17 protein-coding genes are annotated in these 21514 nt (G+C 66.0%); 5 read left to right on the top strand and 12 right to left on the bottom strand.

Features of this window, described 5'->3' with window-relative positions:
• Positions 1–126: 126 nt before the first annotated feature.
• Entirely contained in the window at positions 127–3183 is a 3057-nt protein-coding gene (locus O9281_RS10380) for a TonB-dependent receptor (protein ID WP_298185335.1), read from the bottom strand.
• Positions 3184–3761: 578 nt separating this feature from the next.
• Here O9281_RS10380 and O9281_RS10375 point away from each other — a divergent pair.
• Positions 3762–4727: an SDR family NAD(P)-dependent oxidoreductase gene (locus O9281_RS10375; RefSeq protein WP_298185332.1), complete on the top strand. Its 966-nt coding sequence runs from the start codon at positions 3762–3764 to the stop codon at positions 4725–4727.
• A 41-nt stretch (positions 4728–4768) separates the two neighbouring features.
• Here the strand turns inward: O9281_RS10375 and O9281_RS10370 are convergent, their stop codons facing one another.
• From O9281_RS10370 to O9281_RS10355, 4 genes are all read right to left on the bottom strand, one after another.
• The gene (locus tag O9281_RS10370) at positions 4769–5440 is read right to left on the bottom strand and encodes a glutathione S-transferase family protein (protein ID WP_298185328.1); all 672 of its coding nucleotides are present in this window, start codon (positions 5438–5440) and stop codon (positions 4769–4771) included.
• A 105-nt stretch (positions 5441–5545) separates the two neighbouring features.
• Positions 5546–6334: a ParA family protein gene (locus tag O9281_RS10365; protein WP_298185326.1), complete on the bottom strand. Its 789-nt coding sequence runs from the start codon at positions 6332–6334 to the stop codon at positions 5546–5548.
• A gap of 146 nt (positions 6335–6480) precedes the next feature.
• Positions 6481–6903, bottom strand: a complete 423-nt coding sequence (locus tag O9281_RS10360; RefSeq protein WP_298185323.1) for a hypothetical protein — start codon at positions 6901–6903, stop codon at positions 6481–6483.
• A gap of 79 nt (positions 6904–6982) precedes the next feature.
• Entirely contained in the window at positions 6983–8509 is a 1527-nt protein-coding gene (locus tag O9281_RS10355) for a serine hydrolase (protein WP_298185320.1), read from the bottom strand.
• 113 nt (positions 8510–8622) lie between these two features.
• Here O9281_RS10355 and O9281_RS10350 point away from each other — a divergent pair, with 113 nt between their 5' ends.
• Complete coding sequence (locus O9281_RS10350; RefSeq protein ID WP_298185318.1) at positions 8623–9096, top strand: MarR family transcriptional regulator; 474 nt, start codon at positions 8623–8625, stop codon at positions 9094–9096.
• Here the strand turns inward: O9281_RS10350 and O9281_RS10345 are convergent, their stop codons facing one another.
• The 4 genes from O9281_RS10345 to O9281_RS10330 are packed head-to-tail and all read right to left on the bottom strand — an operon-like array spanning position 9097 to position 12631.
• Complete coding sequence (locus O9281_RS10345) at positions 9097–9693, bottom strand: ABC-type transport auxiliary lipoprotein family protein (protein WP_298185313.1); 597 nt, start codon at positions 9691–9693, stop codon at positions 9097–9099. It lies immediately after the preceding gene.
• Positions 9690–10628 (bottom strand): MlaD family protein, encoded by a 939-nt coding sequence (locus tag O9281_RS10340; protein WP_298185310.1) that lies wholly within the window; start codon positions 10626–10628, stop codon positions 9690–9692. The genes O9281_RS10345 and O9281_RS10340 overlap by 4 nt, the downstream gene beginning before the upstream one ends.
• Positions 10629–10637: 9 nt before the next feature.
• Positions 10638–11462, bottom strand: coding sequence for an ABC transporter ATP-binding protein (locus tag O9281_RS10335; RefSeq protein ID WP_298185581.1), 825 nt, complete (start codon positions 11460–11462; stop codon positions 10638–10640).
• Between the two features lie 56 nt (positions 11463–11518).
• Complete coding sequence (locus tag O9281_RS10330; protein WP_298185308.1) at positions 11519–12631, bottom strand: ABC transporter permease; 1113 nt, start codon at positions 12629–12631, stop codon at positions 11519–11521.
• A gap of 121 nt (positions 12632–12752) precedes the next feature.
• Between O9281_RS10330 and O9281_RS10325 the strand changes: the two genes are divergently transcribed.
• The 3 genes from O9281_RS10325 (at position 12753) to O9281_RS10315 (ending at position 18103) form a co-directional block, all read left to right on the top strand.
• Positions 12753–15593 (top strand): valine--tRNA ligase, encoded by a 2841-nt coding sequence (locus O9281_RS10325; RefSeq protein ID WP_298185306.1) that lies wholly within the window; start codon positions 12753–12755, stop codon positions 15591–15593.
• Positions 15594–15899: 306 nt separating this feature from the next.
• Positions 15900–16673: a 7-carboxy-7-deazaguanine synthase QueE gene (locus tag O9281_RS10320; RefSeq protein WP_298185579.1), complete on the top strand. Its 774-nt coding sequence runs from the start codon at positions 15900–15902 to the stop codon at positions 16671–16673.
• On the top strand, positions 16670–18103 hold the full coding sequence (locus tag O9281_RS10315) for an MATE family efflux transporter (protein WP_298185304.1): 1434 nt from the start codon (positions 16670–16672) through the stop codon (positions 18101–18103). The genes O9281_RS10320 and O9281_RS10315 overlap by 4 nt, the downstream gene beginning before the upstream one ends.
• Here the strand turns inward: O9281_RS10315 and O9281_RS10310 are convergent.
• The 3 genes from O9281_RS10310 to O9281_RS10300 form a co-directional block, all read right to left on the bottom strand.
• On the bottom strand, positions 18100–19788 hold the full coding sequence (locus O9281_RS10310; RefSeq protein ID WP_298185301.1) for a DUF87 domain-containing protein: 1689 nt from the start codon (positions 19786–19788) through the stop codon (positions 18100–18102). The two genes, O9281_RS10315 and O9281_RS10310, sit on opposite strands and share 4 nt — an antisense overlap.
• Positions 19789–19850: 62 nt before the next feature.
• On the bottom strand, positions 19851–20603 hold the full coding sequence (locus O9281_RS10305) for a TIGR02186 family protein (RefSeq protein ID WP_298185298.1): 753 nt from the start codon (positions 20601–20603) through the stop codon (positions 19851–19853).
• Complete coding sequence (locus O9281_RS10300; protein WP_298185296.1) at positions 20600–21514, bottom strand: sulfite exporter TauE/SafE family protein; 915 nt, start codon at positions 21512–21514, stop codon at positions 20600–20602. The genes O9281_RS10305 and O9281_RS10300 overlap by 4 nt, the downstream gene beginning before the upstream one ends.

Below are 21514 nucleotides of genomic sequence, written 5' to 3'. Positions count from 1 at the left end.
CGCTTGGCAGGGGGTCCTTTTTTTATCCGGAACTGGGCGGCGTTAATCTGACGCAGGGAAAGAAAAGGGGCCCCGGACTTGCGTCCGAGGCCCCCGGCGTCCCTCCCAGGACTAAGGTGTTCGCGCTTAGAACTTGATCCCGGCGGTGAGGCCGAAACGACGCGGTTCAAGCGTGAAGATGTTGGTGTAGTTGCCCGAGGACTGGTCGGTCACGTAAAGACCCGTGATCGCATCCTTGTCGAACAGGTTCTGCACCCAGACGCGGGCAAACCACTTCTTGTCGGGACCATCCAGCTGCAGCTGGGCATTGACCTGCGTGTAGCTGTCGATGCGGTTGATGCTCCCGTTGAAGATGTTGCCGTAGGACTTGCCCGTGTAGATGAAGTCCGCACGCGGGGTCAGGGTCATGTCACCAACGGGGAAGTCATACTGTACGCCCGCCGAGAACTTGTAGTCCGGCGCGCCAGGCAGCTTGTTGCCCTTGATGTTGACCGGGATACCCGACGAGTAGACGGTCACCCCGCCGAAGCCCGCCCCGACGGTCGGTGCCAGCCCGGCCAGCGCCGCGCAGATGCTGAAGGCGCCGGTCGAGTTGATGCCGCTGCCCGACGGGAAGGCAGTGGTCGGCTGCAGGTTGGCACCTGCGTTACCGGTCACCGCACCCGCGTTGATCAGGGTGTTCACCTGGTTGACGAACCCGTTCACGCCGCTGGCGCTACCGGTGTTCGAGGCCACGGCGCAGTTCGCACCGTTGGTGATGTCCTTGATGATCACGGCGTCGGCACGGCCCGCCCCGAAGTCACGCGGGTTGGAGAGGAACTTGTCCTCGCTCACCTTGGTGTTCAGGTAGCTGGCGTTCACGTTGATCGCCAGTTCGCGGGTCGGACGGAAGATCGCTTCGGCTTCAAGACCCCAGACGTTGGCGCTGACATTGTCGTTGACCGAGGTGCGGGCAACGATGCGCGACAGCTGCAGGTTCTTGTACTGATAGTAGAAGCCGGTGACGTTCAGCTGGACATTGCCGAAGGTGTTCTTCGAACCGACTTCGAAGGCGTTCACGAACTCCGGACCGAACCCTTCCGGAACCGCGAAGACCGGCGAGAGCGGCGGGTTGACACCACCCGACTTGTAGCCGCGCGAGTACGAGGCATAGACCAGGTTATCCGGCGTGATCTGGTAATCCAGCACCGCGCGACCAGTCCATTCGCTGAACTTCACGGTGCGGATCTGCCAGGGTTCGCAACCGCTGATGTTGGCAGAGGTCAGGATACCCGAGGCGGTAGTGCTGTTGATCGTGCAGGCCGTGGCCGGATCGGCGTCATAGGGCTGGAGCCGCGACGAAACCGGGGCACCGGTGACGGCCCAGCCGTTGATGTAGGGCGAGGCGAACATGTCGGTCCCGCCGAACGGCACCAGGAAGTTGGCCAGGGTCGTGCGCGCCGTGACGGTCTTCTCGTCATTGTTGTAGCGCAGGCCAAGGGTCAGCTTCAGCTGGTCGTTGAACTTGAAGTAGGCTTCACCGAAGATCCCGTAGGTCCTGATGTCGAGCTGATCGCTGTTGTTGCGATAGAACGGCGTGCCAAGGAAGCCCGGCGGGGGTACCTGGGCACCCGGGATCGCCCCGACGCCAGCCCGGCCAAGCGCGTTGAAGGTGCCGAGCAGGCCGGTCAGGTAGTCGATGCCGAACGAGTTAACATAGTAGCTGTTCTCGCTCATCCCGCCCTTGCCGTAGATGCCGCCCAGCAGGAAGTTGAACATCCCGTCCCAATCGGACGAGAGGATCAGTTCCGCCGACCAGCTTTCGGTATCCTGGTTCGAGCGGTCGAAGTCCTGCGGGGTCATCGAGCAGAGCCGCTGTCGGTTGGCGCCATAGGCACCCATGCCGCTCGGATCGGTCAGCGAGGTGCAGAGCAGGCCTGTCGGCCCGTTCGGGATCAGCGCCGCCGCGATCGGAGCGAAGTAAGCCGCCGGCAGGCCCGGAATGCCACCTGCAGCCGCTGCCGCGAGAGTGTTGAGCCCGGACTGCATGACTGCCCGGTTCTGGACCGAGTTGTTGTAGTCCTGCGACGAGTCGACCTTGGTCTGCTGCCAGTTGCCGCTGAGCTTCACGCTCAGGCCATTGCCCAGATCCTGGTCGATCGAGCCCTGGACGATCCATTCCTCGGCGAAATAGGTCGGGGTGTAGTCGGTGTTGACCACGCGCGGATCGGCCGGGTTGACGACAGTGGCGTAGGGATCGGGACCATAGAGGCTACCCAGCCCGAAGACGTTGGGAATACCGTTGGCAGCCAGGAATTCACGCGAGGTGAGCACGCCGACGAACGAGGTGTTCGAGTTGGTCGTACCATAGTCGCGGCTGGCATTGAGGCAGCCCAGCACACCCGTGGGGTCGCGCTGACACAGCTGCTTCTGGATGCGCATGCGGTTGTCTTTTTCGTGGAAGTACTGCGCCATCAGGTCGATGGTGGTCGACGTGCTGGGCTCGAACCGGATCGAGGCGCGCGCGCCCCACAGATCGCGGTTATCGATCTTGGAATTGTCGAACAGGTTGGTCGTGTAGCCTTCGCGGTTCAGATAGAAACCGGCCAGGCGGACCGCCACCGTTTCACCGATCGGGGCATTGACCATGCCCTTCAGCTTGAAGCTGTTGTAATTGCCGTATTCGGCTTCGAAGTTGCCGGCCATGCCGGACAGGTCGGGCCGGGCGGTGCGGAAGTTGACCACGCCCGAAGTCGCGTTGCGGCCGAACAGAGTGCCCTGCGGACCACGCAGCACTTCGATCTGCGCCAGGTCGTAGAACTCGCCTTCGAACAGGCGGGTCGCATAGAGCGGCGCATCGTTCATGTGGATGGCGGTGGCGCTGTCGCAGGTCACGCCCACGCAGAGGTCGCCGATGCCGCGGATCGTGAAGCTCGATCCGGTGAAGTTGCCCTTGGTGAAGGTGACGTTGGGCAGGGTGAGCTGCAGGTCGGAGGTGTTCTTGATCTGCTGCTTTTCGAGCGCTTCGCTGCTGAAGGCCGAAACGGCGATCGGCACGTCCTGCAGACGCTGGTTCGAGCGCTGGGCGGTCACGATGATGACGTTGGCATCATCCTCTTCCGCTCCTTGAGCATCCTGCGCAAAGGCAGGAAACGCGATTGCGCTGGCGCAGACGCCAGCAAGCAGGGTCAGCTTACCCCTCATTAGCCCACTCTCCTCTTTATGCCCGTCCCTTTTCCCGGACGGTTGCTCGGGGGAATAGATCACCGTCCGGGCCGCTTGACAACCAGTTTTAATCGAAAGGTTAGAACACGCCAAAACCGTAGCGGAAGTGCCACACCTTAGATTACTGCGAAAAGCTGGGTAGGCGCGTAACACTCGCTGCAAATATTCTGATTTCAGGCAGCTTTCCTGCGAACTGGTGGGGATGCTGACCGAGTTCTGCCTGCGTGAGCCGATGGAGAGCTCTTCCTGTTTCGAACTGCGCTGGGCCGCCAACTGACCAGCCTGGCGCGCTGCTACGGCCGCCGCGGAAAGACGGCGCGTCGCTCAATTCGGCATCCGAATACGCATAAGCGCGGGCCAAACCGCCCGCCCCCTGGATGAGAGCGCCCACGAGCGGGAGAGTGGTTACTTATCACCAGCGTATTTTGCCTTTTCGCACTGCAATGCAAAAAGCCACGCGCCAGCGGCGCTGGCCGGTTGCCGAGCGGGGCGGCTTTATGCCAAGGGCGCAGGCGTGAAGCCGCCCGCTGGGGCGCGTGAGAAGGAACGAAAAAGCAATGGCGGGCAAGATGGTCGCGGCACTGAACGGCAAGCTGGTGGTGCTGGTGGGCGGCAGCGGGTTCCTGGGCAGCCATGTGGCGCAGGAACTGCTGGCGGCAGGGGCGCGGCTGCGGATTGCCAGCCGCAATCCCGAACGCGCCTTCAAGCTGAAGCCACTGGCCAACCTGGGCCAGGTCCAGTTCGCCCGCTGCGACATGACGAAGCCGGAATCGCTGGCCCGCGTGGTGGCCGGCGCCGATGCCGTGGTGAACCTGGTCGGGGCCTTTGGCGGCGACCTTGATGCCGTGCAGGGCAGCGGCGTCGGGGCGCTGGCGGCAGCGGCCAGGGCAGCCGGCGCGGGTGCCTTCGTCCACGTTTCCGCGATCGGCGCCGATGCCGAGGGCGAGACCGCCTATGCCACCACCAAGGCGGCGGGCGAGGCGGCCGTGCTGGCGGCCTTCCCCAAGGCGACGGTGCTGCGCCCCTCGGTCCTGTTCGGGCCGGATGACAAGTTCATCAACATGTTCGCGGGGCTGATCGCCGCCGCGCCGGTGCTGCCGGTGTTCGGCCCCGAAGCCCCGTTCCAGCCGCTGTTCGTCGACGATTGCGCCGCCGCGATTGCCGCGGCCCTGGCCGATCCGGCCAGCCATGGCGGCAAGACCTTTGAACTGGGCGGGCCGGAAGTGCTGACCATGCTGGAAATCAACCAGCGGATCGCCGCCGCCCAGGGCCGCAGCCCGCTGTTCCTGCCGCTGCCCGATGCCGCTTCGGCCGCCTTTGCCACGCTGACCGGCTGGCTGCCGCTGGCCCCGCTGAGCCGCGACCAGTGGAAGATGCTCAAGGCCGGCAACGTGGTGGCTCCCAAGGCCAAGGGCCTGAAGGCGCTGGGCATCACCCCGCGTCCGCTCGGCCTGTTCCTCGATCGCTGGATGGTCCGCTTCCGCAAGCACGGCCGGTTTGGCACCAAGGCCAGCGCGGCTTAACCTGCCCTCCCCCAACCCCTCCCGCCTGCGGGAGGGGAGACTTACGCGTTCACGTCCGCATAGTGGCTGGGCGGCTGGATCACTTCCATCCGTTCCGACAGCAGCGGGCGGAAGCTTGGGCGGCTCTTGAACACGGCGTACCAGGCGGCGGCCTGTTCGTGGCCCGACCAGTCAAGCCCGCCAAGGTAATCGGCAACCGAGATCTGGGCCGCGGCGGCAAGGTCCGCGAGGCTCATCGTCGCCCCGGCCAGCCAGGGCCGGTGATCGATCAGGTGGTCGATGTAATAGAGGTGCTCGTGCGCCAGCTTCATCGCTTCGCGCAGCACCCGCGAATCGGGTGACTGGCGATAGACCAGCCGCTTCTTCATCCGTTCGTGCAGCAGCGGGGCGGTAACATCGCCATAGAAGTTCTCATCAAACAGGGCGACAAGACGGCGGATTTCCGCGCGATTGGTGGCCGTGCCATTGATCAGCGGCTGCTTGTCGACCGTTTCCTCGAAGTATTCGCAGATCGCCCGGCTATCGCACAGGGTGATGCCCTTGGCCGGATCGTGCAGCACCGGGGTGCGCCCGGCCGGGTTCAGCGCATAGAACTCGTCACGCCCTTCCCACGGGTTCTCGCGCCACAATTCGTAAGCCACGCCCTTTTCGCTCAGCAGCAGGCGCACCTTGCGGCTGAACGGGCAGAGGGGGAATTGGTAGAGTTGCCACATGGCCATTCCCCATGCCCAAGCGCAGCCAGCCCGTCCACCCGGAGCACGGGCCCGGGCGCGCAAAAAACGGGGGAAAGCCGAACCGGCCCGGCCGGGGGCGGGTGATCAGGCGTAGGCGGACCGGGTACCATCCGCCGGCAGCGCCGACCGGGCCGACTGGCCAGAGCGCGCGGCCACCTTGGCCTCGATCCCGCGCCACAGCCGATCGAAAGCGCGATCGACCTGCGAACCCTGGGCAAAGCTGGACAGCGGAGCGCGGCGCACCGCCACCTGTTCGACATGGGTCGACGTCGGGATGACGGGCCAGGCCCCGGCATCGCCGGTGCGCAGGGCGCGGTGGATCGGGCGACTGCGGTTATACATCGACAGGACCGGCAGGATCGGGGCGTGGCGGTGGTGCAGGCGCAGCAGTTCCTCGCGCAGCTGGCCCAGCGCCCGCAGCGACAGCGGCGATGGGGGCAGCGGCACGATGATCGCATCGGCGGCAGCCAGGGCCTGTTCGGTCACGGCCGTCAGCCCGGCCGGGCAATCGAGCACGATCCGGGGCCAGGTGCCGCGCAGCAGGCTGGCGACCTGCGGCAGGCGGCGGGGACCCAGCCGGGCCAGGTGCAGCGGCAGCTGGCGCAGGCTGGGATCGGCCGGCAGCAGCGACAGGCCCTGATAACCGCTATCGACGATCGCCTCGCGCGGGCGGCCTTCGCGCTGGAAGATCGCGGCGGCGCGCTGGCGTTGTGGTGGGTCGATACCTAACAGGAACCCGGCCCCGCCCTGCGGATCGAGATCCCACAGCAGCGTGTCATGCTGCCCATCGCGCGCCCAGCGCCAGGCCAGCTCGGTCGCCAGGGTGGTCTTGCCCACCCCGCCCTTGATACTGAAGACGGCGATTACCGCCATTTACTGCGACCTCTGATCAACACCCTCCGACCCGGCTTCCACCGATTCGATGGCAAAAGCAACATGGCCGCTTTACCCTGTCCGGAACGGGACAGTCGCAATTCCATTAGTTAACGCAGGCTGCCAGGATCAGACGTTGGCGTGCATCACCGGCCAGCGATGGGCGGTACTGTGGCATCGAGCAAGGCAAGACATTGATTCCTGATGCCCCCGGCCCTGATGGCGAATGTGACAGCAGTGTCGGTTCGCTGCAGGGCGTCGGCCTCGGCCTGCATCAGCGCAGTGATCCCGGCCCGGTCGAGCTTGCCCGCATCCATCGCCTGTGCGGCAACCCGCACGAAGAACTCGCGCCCGCGCCCGGCCAGCGGTGGCCAGTCCGCCGCGCCGGGTGCCTGGCGCGCCTGTTCGCCCGCGATGATCGAGAACAGGGCGGCACAGCGCAGGCCCAGCTGCAATTCCGGCGAGAGCGGTGGCGCTGCTGCGGGAGCCTGCGCCGAAGCTGCGGTCGTGGCCAGCAGTCCGGCGAAAACGAGCCCCCTGGCCAATCCTGCATGCCCGATCCTGACCATTCCCGAACTCCTTCTGGCGCGCTGCCAACCGGAATGGGCTTTGGGCCGGGTCAGGTTGCGGGGCCATGAACGCCGACCGCTATTTGCCGGGCGCGGCTTCACCGCGCAACTGGCTCAGCGCCTTGGCCGCAGTGGTGCTGGCCGGATCGAGCTGCAGCGCCCGTTCGTAACTGCTGCGGGCCGCGGCCCGGTCCCCGGCCTGGAGCAGGGCTTCGCCAAGACTGTCATGGACATTGGCCGATTTTGGAAACAGCTCGACATTGAGCCGGAAGATGTGAAGCGCATCGGGCAAGCGCTCGTTCGCCTTCAGGTCATAGCCCAGGACATTCAGCAGTCGTTCCAGGTTGCCCTTCACCGCCGGATCGCCAGCCGCGCGCAGGGCGCGGACATGCTGCGCGGCAGCCGCACCGCCTTCGCTCTGGACAATGGTCCACAGCACGTTGAACAGCTGCGGCCTGGCTTGTTCGTAAGGTTGGCCAAGGGCGATCGCCGCGAGGCTGCGCATCACCCGGTTGGCCGAGGCCGGATCGCTGTTGGACAGGACCACCACGGTCAGGCCATCGTCCGGGAAACGCGCCAGATAGGTGGAGAAGCCGGGGACCGAACCGGCATGGCCAACGTGGCGGTGCGGGCCGATCTTGCCCAGCTCAAAGCCCAGACCATAGTCACCCTGGCCGGGAACCTCCATTTCGCGCCGGGCGGCAGCGGGTAGCAGGCGATCAGAGTCCAGCGCATTGGCCCAGCGCAGCAGATCATCAACGGTCGAATAGAGTCCGCCTGCGGCATAGGCGTGCCCCGGATACTCGCTCAGCGGCAGGGAGAAGGCATTGGCCTTCCAGTAATAGCCGGTGGCGCGGTTGGGGATGATCGAATGGTAATCCAGCAGGCCCGTTGCCGTCATGCCAAGCGGCGTGAAGAACTCCTGCGCCAGATAACGGCCAAAGGACATGCCGCTGTGCTTTTCGATCACCAGCCCGAGCAGTTGATAACCGCTGTTGCTGTAGCGAAAGCGGCTGCCGGGTTCGAATTGCAGCGGCAGATCGCGGACATGGCGCAAGAGCCCGCGCGGACTGTCGGGAATGCGGCCAATCCGCTCGTCCCAGTCTGCCAACCCGGTAATGTTCGGAATGCCCGAGGTGTGCGCGAGCGCGTGGCGGATCGTCACCGGCTGCCAGGCAGGGGGGCAATCATCGAGGTGCCGACAGATCGGATCATCGAGGTCAAGCTTGCCGGCTTCGCGCAGCCGCATGATGGCCACGGCCGTGAACTGCTTGGTGATCGAGGCAATGGCGAAGCGGGTGTCGCGCCGGTTCGGGACCCCCAGTTCGATCGAGGCCTGGCCATAGGAGCGGACGAACACCGGTTCGCCGCGCCGGGCGATCAGCACCGTGCCGAGGAACTGTTCATGCCGCTGGGCGCCGGTCAAGTATTCATGCGCCAGCTTCGCCAGCCTGGCGGCACCGGGCGGTTGCGAGGTCTTGGCTGCGGGTGCTGCGGCCGGAACGGCCGGGCCAGCCTGCCCCTGGGCGGCAATTCCGCTGGTCAGCGCCAGCAGCGGCAGTGCGAACAACGCCAGTCGGCGGAGAGATATGTCTGGTCGGATCATGATCATTTATCTTCATGTAAAGATATCTCGATCAATCGCCGCCGCGTACCGGTACACATTTGCCAGCCAGACTGCGGGCCGCCGGGCTAATCGTAACCGGAGGGGGAATGCCGATGGACCTGATCGATCAGTTGGTCTCGGACTGGGCGCGTGAATGGCCCGAGCTTGATCTTGGCGCCATGCAGATTGTCGGGCGGATCATGCGCCTTGGCCGCAGCTTCCATGATGAGGCCAATGCGCTGCTGGGCCAACACGGCCTGACCTATTCCGAGTTCGACCTGCTGGCCACGCTGCGCCGGATGGGTCGACCCTATGCGCAGACACCATCCCAGTTGCAGGCGTCGGTCGTGCTGACATCAGGGGCCTTGACCGCCTGCATGAACCGGTTGGAACGCAAGGGCCTGATCGCGCGATCGGGCGCAGCAGGGGATCGGCGCAAGCGACTTGCCAGCCTGACCCCCGCGGGACTGGCACTGGTCGAACAACTGGCCGAGGCCCGGTTTGGCCTCGCGGAGCGACAGGTGCAGCAGATCGATCAGGCCGCGCGGGACGATTTGCGCCGACTGTTGAAAGCGCTGGGCGGCTGATCAGCCCACCCAGGCCGCGACTTCGCCGGCGACCGCATTGGCTGCCCGGTTGAGCGCCGGGGCGATCGCCTGGGGCCTGGCCGAAACGCCGGGCATCACGCTTTCGAAGCGGCGGGTGGCGATGGCGCCGCCCGGCCCGGTGCGCACGGCCTCGAACCGCACGACCACCGACTGGCTCGCCGCGTCATAGCCCATGTCGAGCAGCCGCCCGCCCAGCTTGTGCGCGGCGGGCCCGGCCGCTCCGGCATCGTCGAGCACCAGCCGCTTGCCCCCGGCGCGCAGGGTTTCGGCCAGGAGGCCGCGGAACTGGCGGGCCGGTCGTTCGACCCAGGCGGCATCGGCGAGATAGGCGATGCTGGCGCTGTCGACCTGGACCGGCACCTTGAGCACGGCCAGCTTGCGGTCCACTTCCGGTTCCAGCACCAGCAGGGCATCGGCCAGCTGGCCGGTGCTGCCGGTACCGGCGGCCGGAACCTCGGTGGGGGTCAGCGCGATCAGCGTGGCGGGCGCCTTGCCCCCGCCCAGCCCGCCCAGGCAACCGCCCAGCAGGAGCGCAAGGGGCAGCCCGGCTGCCCGCAGCAGGATCGCACGGCTCATTGCTTGTACTCCGGCAGCTTGTTGCCCCCCAGCAGCGCGCCCGCACCGCCGTCGTCGATCTTCTCGGTCAGGTCGCGCAAGGCTCGGCTGGTGGCGCGCAGGTCGCGGATCATGGCCTCGGCCTCGGGCAGGGTCTGGTCGTTGAGCCGCTGGGCGGCCGGACGTGCAGCGGCGAGGGTTGCCTCCAGCTCCTTGGCCGCGCCCGAAGCGGACTTGAGCGTGGCGCGCAGATCCTTCGACAGGGCCTGGCCATCGGCCGAGAGGAACTGGTCGGCCGAGCGGGCCACCTTCTCGAACTCGGTCAGGGTCAGCGTCGCCTGCTTGAGCGTGACCTGCAGCTCGGCCAGGGTGCTCTGCACTTGCGGCGAGGCATCGGCGAGGCCCGCGCTGAACCGGTCGGTATTGGCGAGGATGTTTTCCAGGCTTTTCAGGTTCTTGTCCGACAGCGCCAGGTTGAGGCGTTCCGAAACCGTGGCCAGCCGATCGAGCAGGACCGGCGCGGTGTTGAGCAGTTCACCCAGGCCGCCGCGCTTGGTCGGGATAACCGGCGCGCCTTCCGGCCCCTTTTCGGTAATCGGCGGCGCGCCCTTGACCGCGCCCTCGAGCTGAATGTTCGATACGCCGGTAAAGCTGCCCTGGATCGTCGCCACCGTGCCCAGCAGGATCGGCACCTTCTCGTTCACCGCGATCCGCACGCGCACGAAACTGGGATCCTTGCGCCACAGCTCGATGGTTTCGATCTGGCCGATCGGCACCCCGGAAAAGGTCACCTGCGCGCCTTCGGACAGGCCATCGACCGATTGCTTGAAGAAGATGTCGTAACTGGTCTGGCTGGTTTCGTTCCAGCGCGCGATCCAGATGATGAAGGCGGCCAGCGCCGCCAGCAGCGCGAGCGTGACAGCCCCTACCCAGACGTTGTTGGCTCTCGTTTCCATCCGGCGCCTCTAATCCCCCGCCTTGCGCGGCTTGTCCATCGCTTTGATCCGGTGCTGCGCCGCTTCGGCCGCCCGGCCGCGCGGGCCATTGAAGTATTCCTGGATCCACGGGTGATCGAGGTTGAGCAGGTTGGGGATCGTGTCGCAGGCGATCACCCGCTTGTCGGCAATCACCGCCACCCGGTCGCAGATCTCGTGCAGGGTATCGAGATCGTGGGTGATCAGGAACACCGTCAGCCCCAGCGTGTCCTGCAATTCCTTGGTCAGCGCATCGAAGGCTGCCGCGCCGATCGGATCGAGTCCGGCGGTCGGCTCGTCCAGGAACAGCAGTTCCGGATCGAGCGCCAGGGCGCGGGCCAGGCCGGCGCGCTTCTTCATGCCGCCTGAAAGCTCGGCCGGATACTTGTTCGCCGCCTCTTCCGGCAGGCCGGAGAGGACCACCTTGAACCGCGCGATTTCGCGCCGCAGCTCGTCCCCGATTTCGGGATAGAACTCGCGCAGCGGCACCTCGACATTCTCGGCCACGGTCAGGGTGGAAAACAACGCCCCGCCCTGGAACAGCACGCCCCAGCGGCTGCGGATGTCGATATCCTCGTCCCCGCGCGCGGCGGTGATATCCTCGCCCAGCACGTGGATCGTCCCCGCGCTGGGCGGCTGGAGGCCGATGATCGAGCGCATCAGCACCGACTTGCCGGTCCCCGATCCGCCGACCACGCCGATGATCTCGCCCCGCCGGACCTGAAGCGAGAGGCCTTCGTGCACCACCTGTTCGCCAAAGGCGTTGCGCAGCCCCTCGACCACGATCGGGAACTCGCCCCGGAACGCGCCGGGCATGCGGCGGTGCGCGGTATCGGCCACGTCGTCGCGGATTTCGCCAAGCTCGTCCGGGCTCATCCCCACCCCACTTCGGTGAAGAACACCGCAAAGAAGGCGTCGAGCACGATCACCATGAATATCGCCTGGACCACGGCCATGGTGGTGCGCAGGCCCACTTCCTCGGCATTGGCCTTGACCTGCATGCCCTGGTAGCAGCCCGCCAGCGCGATGATCAGGCCGAAGAACGGCGCCTTGACCAGCCCCACCCAGACATCGTGCAGCGGCACCACTTCCTGGATCCGCAGCAGGAAGGTCATGAAGGGAATACCGAGGGTAAAGGCCGAAATGAAGGCCCCGCCGATCACCGCCAGCACGGCCGCGTAAAAGCCCAGCAGCGGCATCATCACCACGGCGGCCAGGACACGCGGGATCACCAGCGCCTCGACCGGGGAGACGCCAATGGTCCGCATCGCGTCGATTTCCTCGGTCAGCTTCATCGTGCCGATCTGCGCGGCAAACGAGGAGCCCGACCGGCCCGCGACCATGATCGCGGTCATCAGCACGCCCAGTTCGCGAAAGGCGATCCGCCCGGTCAGGTTGACGGTCAGCATTTCGGCCCCGAACTGCTCGAGCTGGATCGCGCCCTGCTGGGCAATGACAATGCCGACCAGGAAGCTCATCAGGCCGATGATGCCCAGGGCGGAAATGCCGACCAGTTCGGCCTGCCGGACCACGGCGATCCAGCGCATCCGCGCCGGGCTGGTCATGATGCCCCACCAGGCCACCAGCACCGCGCCAAGGAAGCCGAGCAGCCGCACCGTACCCTCGCTCCAGCCCGAAACGATCCGACCGACGCCATCGGCAATCCGCGGCGCCAGCGGCAGGCGCAGCGCGCCGGTTTCGCCTTCACCCTTTGACTTGCTGACCGCCGCAATCAGCCGCCGGGCCTGATCGCTCGCGCCGACCAGCTCGGCCTCGTGATCGCGCACCACGCGCCACACCGTCCAGGCGCCAACCGTATCGATTTCCGGGACAGCGGAAATGTCCACCCGGTCCAGCGGAACGGCCAATTCGCGCAGGGCCCGGTCAACCACCCCGATCGAGCTGACCGTCATCGGCCCGGACAGGACCGCCACGGTCCGCCCGGTATCGTCCTGTTCCAGGCTGAAATTGGCCCACACCCGCATCGCGCCCTTCCTGCGGGAAAAAAGCGCCCCCGGCAAGGCAGGGCGGATAACCGGTACCCGCCCGCCGCGCCTTGCGCCGCTGCCCCCGCGCTGGCAAAGGCCGCGCAAGATGGAAGAGACCATGACCGACCAGACACTCGACAAGACTTTCGACCCCGCCGCGATCGAGGCGAAGTGGTATGCCCATTGGGAGGCAAACGGCCTGTTCCGCCCGGAACGGCCCGAAGCCCAGCCCTATACCATCGTCAATCCGCCGCCGAACGTCACCGGGTCCTTGCACATCGGCCACGCGCTGGACAACACGCTGCAGGATGTGGTGATCCGCTACGAGCGGCTGCGCGGCAAGGATGCGCTGTGGGTGGTCGGCACCGACCATGCGGGAATCGCGACGCAGATGGTGGTCGAACGCCAGCTGGAAGCGCGGCAGGACAAGCGCACCAACTACAGCCGCGAAGACTTTGTGGCCAAGGTCTGGGAATGGAAGGCCGAAAGCGGCGGGACGATCACCCGCCAGCTGCGCCGCCTGGGCTGTTCGATGGACTGGAGCCGCGAGCAGTTCACCATGGACCCGCACTTCACCCGCGCCGTGGTGAAGGTCTTCGTCGATCTCTACAACCGCGGGCTGATCTACCGCGACAAGCGGCTGGTCAACTGGGACCCGAAGCTGAAGACCGCGATTTCCGACCTTGAGGTCGAGACGCGCGAGGTCAAAGGCCACTTCTGGCGGTTCCGCTATCCCTTCGCCGATGGTTCGGGCCATATGGAAGTCGCCACCACCCGCCCCGAAACGATGCTGGCCGACATGGCCGTGGCCGTGAACCCCGAGGACGAGCGCTACCAGGCGGTCATCGGCAAGGAGATCCTCCAGCCGATCACCGGTCGCCGGTTCAAGGTGGTGGCGGATGAGCACGCCGATCCTGCACTGGGTTCGGGCGTGGTCAAGATCACCCCGGGGCATGACTTCAACGACTTCGAAGTGGGCAAGCGCGCCGGGATCAAGCCGGCCGACATGCTCAACATGTTCGATGCCGAAGCCCGCGTGGTCCAGACCGCCGACGGGCTGGTGCCGGAGGAATTCCTTGGCCTCGACCGCTTCGTTGCGCGCGAACTGGTAGTGGCCCGCATGAAGGAAGCCGGCTGCCTGATCCCGCACGTCACCAAGGACAAGGACGGCAACGAGAGCGAGGCCGACGCCGAACCGCGCGTGATCCAGCAGCCCTATGGCGACCGTGGCGGCGTGCCGATTGAGCCGTGGCTGACCGACCAGTGGTACGTGAATGCGGCCGAACTGGCCAAGGCACCGCTCGAAGCGGTCCGCTCCGGCGCGGTCGAGATCGTGCCCAAGACCTGGGAAAAGACCTTCTTCAACTGGATGGAAAACATCCAGCCATGGTGCGTTTCCCGCCAGCTGTGGTGGGGCCACCGCATTCCGGCGTGGCATGTCCGGCACTACAAGTCGGATGGCACCGCGGGTACGCTTGAACCGGTCTCTGAGATTATCGTCGATGAAACCCTCGAAGGAGCTTACGAACAGATCGTCTATCGCGCTGAATATGCCGATGGTGGCGGCCCGTTGCTGTTCGTCTACGATTCCATGGAAGAGGCAGAAGCCGCCTGGCTGAAGGATGTACTGAATTCACCAGGACCAGATGGGACCAAGCATAGCGGTGTCGTATTGGTTCAGGACACAGACGTGCTCGACACCTGGTTCTCCTCGGCGCTGTGGCCTTTCGCCACGCTCGGCTGGCCGGAAGCCGACGCGCCGCTGCTGGCCAAGCACTATCCCAACGACCTGCTCATTTCCGGCTTTGACATCCTGTTCTTCTGGGATGCGCGGATGATGATGATGGGCCAGGCGATGACCGGGCAGGACCCGTGGAAGAGGCTTTACCTGCACGGGCTGGTCCGCGCGCCGGACGGGCAGAAGATGTCGAAGTCCAAGGGCAACGTGGTCGATCCGCTGGGCCTGATCGACCAGTATGGCGCCGATGCGCTGCGCTTCTTCATGGCGGCGATGGAAAGCCAGGGCCGCGACATCAAGATGGATGAGAAGCGGGTCGAAGGGTACCGCAACTTCGCGACCAAGCTGTGGAACGCCGCGCGGTTCTGCCAGTCGAACGGCATCGGGGCCAGCAAGTCCCTGGCCGCCCCGGCAGCGACTTCGGCAGTCAACAAGTGGATCATCGGCGAAGTGGTCGAGACCCTCGCCGAGCTCGACAAGGCCATGGCCGACCTGCGCTTCGATGCGGCGGCCAACGCGATCTACCACTTCGTCTGGGACCAGTTCTGCGATTGGTACATCGAACTGATCAAGGGTTCGTTCGATGACGAGACGCGGGCCGTGGCCGGCTGGGTGCTCGACCAGATCCTGGTCATGCTGCACCCCTTCATGCCCTTCGTGACCGAGGAGCTGTGGTCCAAGCTGGGCGACCGCGCCGATTACCCGCTGATCACCGCGCAGTGGCCGCAGCCGGGCGCGAGCGTCGATCCGGCGGCCAAGGCCGAAGTGGACTGGCTGATCGCGCTGATCGGCAACCTACGGACCGCCAAGAACGAGCTGGGCATTGCGCCGGGTGCCAAGCTGGACGCCTACCTGCCCGAGCCAAGCGCGCAGACCCGCGCGATCATCGAGCGCAACCCGGCGGCAATCGAGCGGCTGGCGCGGCTCAATGGCATCCGTTTCGAACCGGCCCCGGCCGGCGCGGCGATGCAGGTGGGCGCGGGCGATGCCAACGTGATCATTCCGCTGGAAAGCGTGATCGACATCGCCGCCGAAAAGGCCCGCCTGGCCAAGGCGCTGGAAGTGTCGACCAAGGAAGCCAAATCACTCGAAGGTCGCCTCAGCAATCCGGCCTTTGTCGAGAAGGCCAAGCCCGAAGCGGTCGAAAAGGCCCGCGCCGACCATGCCATGCACCAGGCCGAAGCCGAACGGCTGGCCGCGGCGCTGGCGCGGCTGGGGTAAGCCAATCCCCCGTCACCCCGGGCCTGACCCGGGGTCCCGCTTGCTTGATCTGGCGCAGCGCGCGCAGCAGGACAGCGGGACCCCGGATCAAGTCCGGGGTGACGGGAGGTGGAGCGATGGGCCAAATGCCGATCTGGCGTGTCACCGCCCAGCAGGTCGGGGGCACGTCCCCCTGTCCTACCCGCCGCCAAGCTGGCATAGACCGAAAGCCATGAACCCGATCCGTTTACCTGCCGCCACAGTGCTTTTCACGGCCGGAATTGCCCCTGCGATTTTTTTGGCCCTGGACAGTGGTCCATGTGGTCCATGCCCGGTCCGGGCGCAGGCAAACGCGCCATGCTGACGCTCGCCACCACCACGCCGGGCGAACCCGAAATCTTCGCCTCGCTGCAAGGCGAAGGCCCCTCGCTGGGGCGGCCGGTGGCCTTCGTGCGGCTCTCGCGCTGCAACCTCGCCTGCACCTGGTGCGACACGGCCTATACCTGGCGGTTCGAAGGCGACAATTCCCTCTCCTGGCGCCCGCACCGCGACGGGCTGGCCTTCGATCGCAAGGCCAACCAGGTCACGCTGGACGAGGCCGAGGTGGCCGCGCGGATCAAGGCGCTGGGGCAGGACCGGCTGGTGATCACCGGGGGCGAACCGCTGCTCCAGGGCGCGGCCCTGGCGCGGATGGTGGCCTTGCTGGACGGCATGACTGTCGAGATCGAGACCAATGGCACGGTCGCGCCGCACCCGGCGCTCGATCCGCTGGTCAGCCAGTACAACGTGAGCCCGAAACTGAAGCATTCCGGGAATCCGGTTGAATCCGCACAGGTTCCCGAACGGCTGGCGGATTGGGCCAGCAGACCTGTCGCATGGTTCAAGTTCGTGGTGGCAACGCCCGGCGATGTCGACGAGGTACTGGCGCTGGTTTCGGCCCACGCGATCCCGCGCGAACGGGTCTACCTGATGCCCGAAGGGACCGACAGCGAAACGCTGCGCGGGCGCGAACGCTGGCTGGCTCCGCTGGCGCTGGAACACGGGCTACGCCTGTCGGACCGGCTGCATATTCACCTCTACGGCGATACCCGCGGGACATGAGCGAAGCGCCCCCCGCAGCCGCCCCGCTGAAGGGCAATCTGACCGAGGGGCCGCTGACCCGCACGCTGCTGATCTTTGCCCTGCCGCAGCTGGTCGGCAACGTGCTGCAAAGCCTCAATGGCTCGATCAATGCGGTCTGGGTCGGCCAGTTGCTGGGGGAAGAGGCCCTGGCGGCGACCGCCAGTTCGAACATCCTGATGTTCCTGCTGTTCGCGCTGGTCTTCGGCTTTGGCATGGCCGCGACCGTGCGGATCGCCCAGTCTTGGGGCGCCAACGACGTGGTCTCGGCCCGGCGCGCGCTCGCGGCGGCGCTGGGGCTGACCGGCCTGATCTCGCTGGTCCTGGCCATGGCGGGCATCCTGTTCGCCGATGTCGTGCTGGGCTGGCTGGCCACGCCCGGCGCGGCGCATGACCAGGCGCTGGCCTATCTGCGGGTGGTGTTCATCGCCAACCCGATCGCCACCCTGATGACGATGATCGCCATGGGCCTGCGCGGATCGGGCGATGCCACCACCCCGCTGCGTTTCATGATCCTGGTCACCGTGCTCGATGTCGTGCTGAACCCGATCCTGATCCTGGGCCTTGGCCCGGCCCCGGCGCTGGGCATTGCCGGATCGGCCTGGGCCACGGTGATCGCCACGACCATCGGCTTTGGCGCGATGCTGGTGTGGATCTATGCCAAGGACCTGCCGCTGCGGCTGCGCGGGGCGGAACTGGCGTGGCTGCGGCCGCGCTGGAGCGAAATCCGCTATCTCCTCTCGCGCGGGCTGCCGATGGGCGCGCAGATGCTGGTGATCTCGGGCGCCGGGGTGATCATGATCGGGCTGGTCAACCGCGAAGGCCTGGTCATGGCAGCCGCCTATGGCGCGCTGCTGCAGATCTGGAACTATATCGGCATGCCCGCCATGGCGATCGGCGGGGCGGTAAGCGCGATGGTCGCCCAGCATATCGGCGCGGCGCGCGAGGACCGGGTCGACGCGATCAGCCGCGCCGGGTCCCTCGCCAACCTCGCCATGACCGGGGTGATGATTGCGGCCCTCGTCCCGTTCGACCGGCCGGTGCTGGAACTGTTTCTGGGGGCGGACAGCCCGTCGGTGTCGGCGGCACTGCATATCCAGGACCTGGCGATCTGGACCTACCTGCCCTTCGGCGTGACGATCGTGCTGTTCGGTGCGCTACGCGCCTATGGCGTCAACTACGCCCAGCTGATCGTGCTGATCGTCTCGATGTATGTGGTGCGGCTGGGGGCCTATTACCTGCTCTACCCGCTGCTGGGCAGCGATGCGCTGTGGTATTCGTTCCTGCTGAGCTCGGTAACCTCGCTGGTGCTGACCCTGCTGGTCTATTTCCGCCTGCCCTGGCGCAAGCGGATGCTGGCCCGCATCGCCGCAGCGGCGGGCCGCGGCGCGCAGACCTGGGAGGCGGACTAGCGGCCCTGGGCGCGCCAGCGCTGGACGGTGCGCTGGACCATGTCCTCTTCGCCGCCCGAATCGCGCCACAGCTCGCTGATCGAGGGATCGGCGCTGGCCGGGCGCTTCATCTCTTCCAGCTCGTCGAACGAGACGCGGATCGGGATCGAGACACCCTCGCCGCAGATGATGCATTCGCGATTGCGCAGGGCCGGGATCGAATCGAGGAAGCCGCGCGCCCCTTCGGGCATGGCCGCCTTGACGAAGGCCTGGTCGCGTTCGTTGTTGAGGCGCATCGAGATGATCGTGCCGCACTGCGACAGCACGCCTTCGGCGAGGTCCGACGGACGCTGGGTGATCAGGCCCAGCGCAACGCCGTACTTGCGGCCTTCCTTGGCGATGCGGCTGAGGATCCGGCCCACCGAGGAGCCATCAGCATTCTTCTCGTTGGGAACATAGCGGTGCGCTTCCTCGCAGATCAGCAGCACCGGCCGGGTCTTCTCGTCGCGGGCCCAGATCGCGAAGTCGAAGACCATGCGGCTGAGCACGGCCACCACGGTGGCGGTGATGTCCGAAGGGACGCCCGATACGTCGATGATCGAGATCGGCTTGCCGCGGCTGGGCAGGCGGAAGATCTTGGCAATGAACTCGGCCATCGTATCGCCCACCAGCATGCCCGAGAACATGAACTGGAAGCGCGGATCGGCCTTGATCTCGTCGATCTTGTTCTTGATCCGCATGAACGGCGCCGACGAGGTAGCCTTATCCAGCTTGCCCATCTCGGTGTTGATGAAGTTGGTCAGGTCCGACAGCAGATAGGGGATCGGGCTGTCGACCGTGATCTTGCCCATGGTTTCGGCCAGGCGGTTCTTCTGCCGCGCGGCCAGCAGGCACTTGGCGAGGATGTCGGCATCCTCCTGCCGCTCGTTGCCGGATGAGGTGAGGAACACTTCGCAGTGCTCCTCGAAGTTCATCAGCCAGTAGGGCATGTTGAGGTTCGAAACGTCGAAGATCATGCCCGTGTTCTTGAACGCGGCGGAATATTCGCCGTGCGGGTCGATCATGACGATGTGGCCTTCGGGCGCGGATTCGCAGATCCGGTGCAGGATCAGCGCCGCGCTGGTCGACTTGCCGGTACCGGTCGAGCCGAGTAGCGCGAAGTGCTTGCCCAGCATGGAATCGATATAGAGCCCGGCGCGGATGTCCTTGGTCGGAAAGACCGTGCCGACCTGGATGCTGGAGCGGCCATCGCTGGCATAGATCTGGCGCAGGTCGGTGCTGGTGGCCGGATAGATCAGCGCACCGGGAATGGGATAGCGGGTTACGCCGCGGCGGAACGAGTGAATTCGGCCGGTCAGCCGCTCTTCCTCGCCTTCGCCCAGGAAGTCGATCTGGGCCATGATCCCGCCAGGCGTCTTGGCATCCTGGCGCTGGGTGCGGACCGAGGCGAGCAGCCAGCTGCGCCCGACCCGGATCTTGATCTGGCTGCCGACCTGTCCGGCCAGGGCAACCGAGGGATCGCTGTCGTCCGCGCATTCGTGCAGGCGCTGAAGATCGAGCGCGATGGCCGAACCCGACCCGGCGATTTCCAGCACGACGCCGATCGGTTCGCGCGCATTGTCAACGCGCTGGGCGGCGGCACTGGCCCCCGTCCCTTCATCCGGCGCACGTCCTGCTCCGAAACCGCTGTGATTCATGCTATCCATGCCCGGTATGGTCCTCTGCCCGAATGGCAGGGGCAACCTAGGGCGGTTCGGTTAAGATTGGCCTAAACCAGCGCGAACAGGCGCCCGGCCAGCACGCCCATGCCGACCGAGACCAGCACGGCCAGCAGGCCATAGAGGAAGCCGTGATCATCGGCAAAACGGGCCACGAGCCGTTCGAACCCGACCTTGCGCACCTCGACCCGGGCAATGGCCGAGGCCACCACCCGCCCGCGCGAGATGGCAAAGGTCTCGGCCGTATAGGTGCCGGTCTGGACGCTGGAGGGCAGCGCGATGCGCGCCTGGTACAACACCTGTTCGCTGACCGTCACGCCCCGCGGGTCCTCCTTGAACAGCCCTTCGCGTACCCGCCGCTCGACCAGCCCTTCGGCAAAGCGGCGCTGCTCTTCCGGCTCGAAGGCGCCGATCGGGGAAAGCTGCAGCCAGGGGAGGCCCAGCTCATAGATCGCGGCGGTCTTGTCATCCACGATCCGGTCGATCGGCTTGGACGAAGCGACCGCGAAGAACGAGGGCGCGGAACGGAATTCAACGCTAGCTGCGTTCACCCAGATACCCGCAATGCGCTGCTTCTCGCGCAGGACAATGGCATTCGTGGGGCCTTTCAGTACCACCACAATGTCATAATCCTGCCCCGCCCGGGTGCCTTCGGGGGTCAGGATCGCGCCGAACAGCAGCAGTTCGGTACCCGTGAAGCCCTGCCGCACCAGGATCTCGTGCTGCGAAACCTCGGGCACCAGGATCGGATCGCGGGCGCCGCCCAGCAGGAGCAGGCAAAGGATGGCGAACAGCGCCCTCATAGCGGACTGTCCGTGTAAATCTCGTCCGGCTGCCAGGCGAGCCCGATCAGCATCCGCAGCGCCACCAGCAGCACGATCGTGGCGAGGACGAAGCGCAGTCGTTCGGCCGGCAGCTTCTGCGCCAGCTGGCTGCCGACCTGGGCGCCCGAGACCGAGCCGAGCAGCAGCAGCCCGGCCAGCACGATATCCACCGCCTTGGTGGTTAGCGCATGCATCATCGTGGTGACCATGGTGACGAACAGGATCTGGAACAGCGAGGTACCGACCACCACATTGGCGCTCATCCCGATGATGTAGAGCAGCGCCGGCACCAGCACGAAGCCGCCGCCGATCCCCATCAGCATGGTCAGGATGCCGGTCACTATCCCCAGCAGCAGCGGAGCCAGCGGCGAAATATAGAGGCCCGAGCGATAGAACCGCCAGCGCAGCGGCAGGTTGGCAACGATCGGGTGATGGCGGCGTTTGCGCGCCGGAACCGGCGCGCCGCCCTGCCTGGCGCGCAGGGCCTGCCAGCTTTCGCGCGCCATGATCGTGCCGATGGTGCCCAGTAGGCCCACATAAAGCAGATTGATGACGATATCGATCTGGCCCCATTGCTGGAGCAGACGGAACAGGATCGCGCCGATGCCACTGCCGACCACCCCGCCTGCCACCAGCACGCCGCCCATCTGGTAATCGACCCCGCCACGCCGGGCATGGGCAAAGACGCCGGAAATGCTGGCCCCGGTCACCTGGCTGGCCGCCGAAGCGGCCGCGACCGTCGGGGGGATGCCATAGAAGATCATCAGCGGCGTCGTCAGGAAACCGCCACCTACCCCGAACATGCCAGAGAGAATCCCCGTCAGCGCCCCCAGCGCGACGATCACCAGCCCGTTCACCGCAAGGTTGGCAATGGGAAGGTAGACATCCAT

Origin of the sequence: Novosphingobium sp. (assembly GCF_027531025.1) — a bacterium.
Classification (GTDB): domain Bacteria; phylum Pseudomonadota; class Alphaproteobacteria; order Sphingomonadales; family Sphingomonadaceae; genus Novosphingobium.
The sequence above is the reverse complement of the archived record's forward strand: the minus strand, read 5'-3'. Positions and strand labels throughout refer to the sequence as shown.

Bases quoted from the DNA above. Each gene is read 5' to 3' on its own strand.
- O9281_RS10355 (WP_298185320.1), bottom strand. From the start codon at position 8,509: ATGATCCGACCAGACATATCTCTCCGCCGACTGGCGTTGTTCGCACTG.
- O9281_RS10310 (WP_298185301.1), bottom strand. From the start codon at position 19,788: ATGGATAGCATGAATCACAGCGGTTTCGGAGCAGGACGTGCGCCGGAT.
- O9281_RS10360 (WP_298185323.1), bottom strand. From the start codon at position 6,903: ATGGTCAGGATCGGGCATGCAGGATTGGCCAGGGGGCTCGTTTTCGCC.
- O9281_RS10370 (WP_298185328.1), bottom strand. From the start codon at position 5,440: ATGTGGCAACTCTACCAATTCCCCCTCTGCCCGTTCAGCCGCAAGGTG.
- O9281_RS10325 (WP_298185306.1), top strand. From the start codon at position 12,753: ATGACCGACCAGACACTCGACAAGACTTTCGACCCCGCCGCGATCGAG.
- O9281_RS10350 (WP_298185318.1), top strand. From the start codon at position 8,623: ATGGACCTGATCGATCAGTTGGTCTCGGACTGGGCGCGTGAATGGCCC.
- O9281_RS10330 (WP_298185308.1), bottom strand. From the start codon at position 12,631: ATGCGGGTGTGGGCCAATTTCAGCCTGGAACAGGACGATACCGGGCGG.
- O9281_RS10365 (WP_298185326.1), bottom strand. From the start codon at position 6,334: ATGGCGGTAATCGCCGTCTTCAGTATCAAGGGCGGGGTGGGCAAGACC.
- O9281_RS10335 (WP_298185581.1), bottom strand. From the start codon at position 11,462: ATGCCCGGCGCGTTCCGGGGCGAGTTCCCGATCGTGGTCGAGGGGCTG.
- O9281_RS10380 (WP_298185335.1), bottom strand. From the start codon at position 3,183: ATGAGGGGTAAGCTGACCCTGCTTGCTGGCGTCTGCGCCAGCGCAATC.
- O9281_RS10315 (WP_298185304.1), top strand. From the start codon at position 16,670: ATGAGCGAAGCGCCCCCCGCAGCCGCCCCGCTGAAGGGCAATCTGACC.
- O9281_RS10340 (WP_298185310.1), bottom strand. From the start codon at position 10,628: ATGGAAACGAGAGCCAACAACGTCTGGGTAGGGGCTGTCACGCTCGCG.
- O9281_RS10345 (WP_298185313.1), bottom strand. From the start codon at position 9,693: ATGAGCCGTGCGATCCTGCTGCGGGCAGCCGGGCTGCCCCTTGCGCTC.
- O9281_RS10305 (WP_298185298.1), bottom strand. From the start codon at position 20,603: ATGAGGGCGCTGTTCGCCATCCTTTGCCTGCTCCTGCTGGGCGGCGCC.
- O9281_RS10300 (WP_298185296.1), bottom strand. From the start codon at position 21,514: ATGGATGTCTACCTTCCCATTGCCAACCTTGCGGTGAACGGGCTGGTG.
- O9281_RS10375 (WP_298185332.1), top strand. From the start codon at position 3,762: ATGGCGGGCAAGATGGTCGCGGCACTGAACGGCAAGCTGGTGGTGCTG.
- O9281_RS10320 (WP_298185579.1), top strand. From the start codon at position 15,900: ATGCCCGGTCCGGGCGCAGGCAAACGCGCCATGCTGACGCTCGCCACC.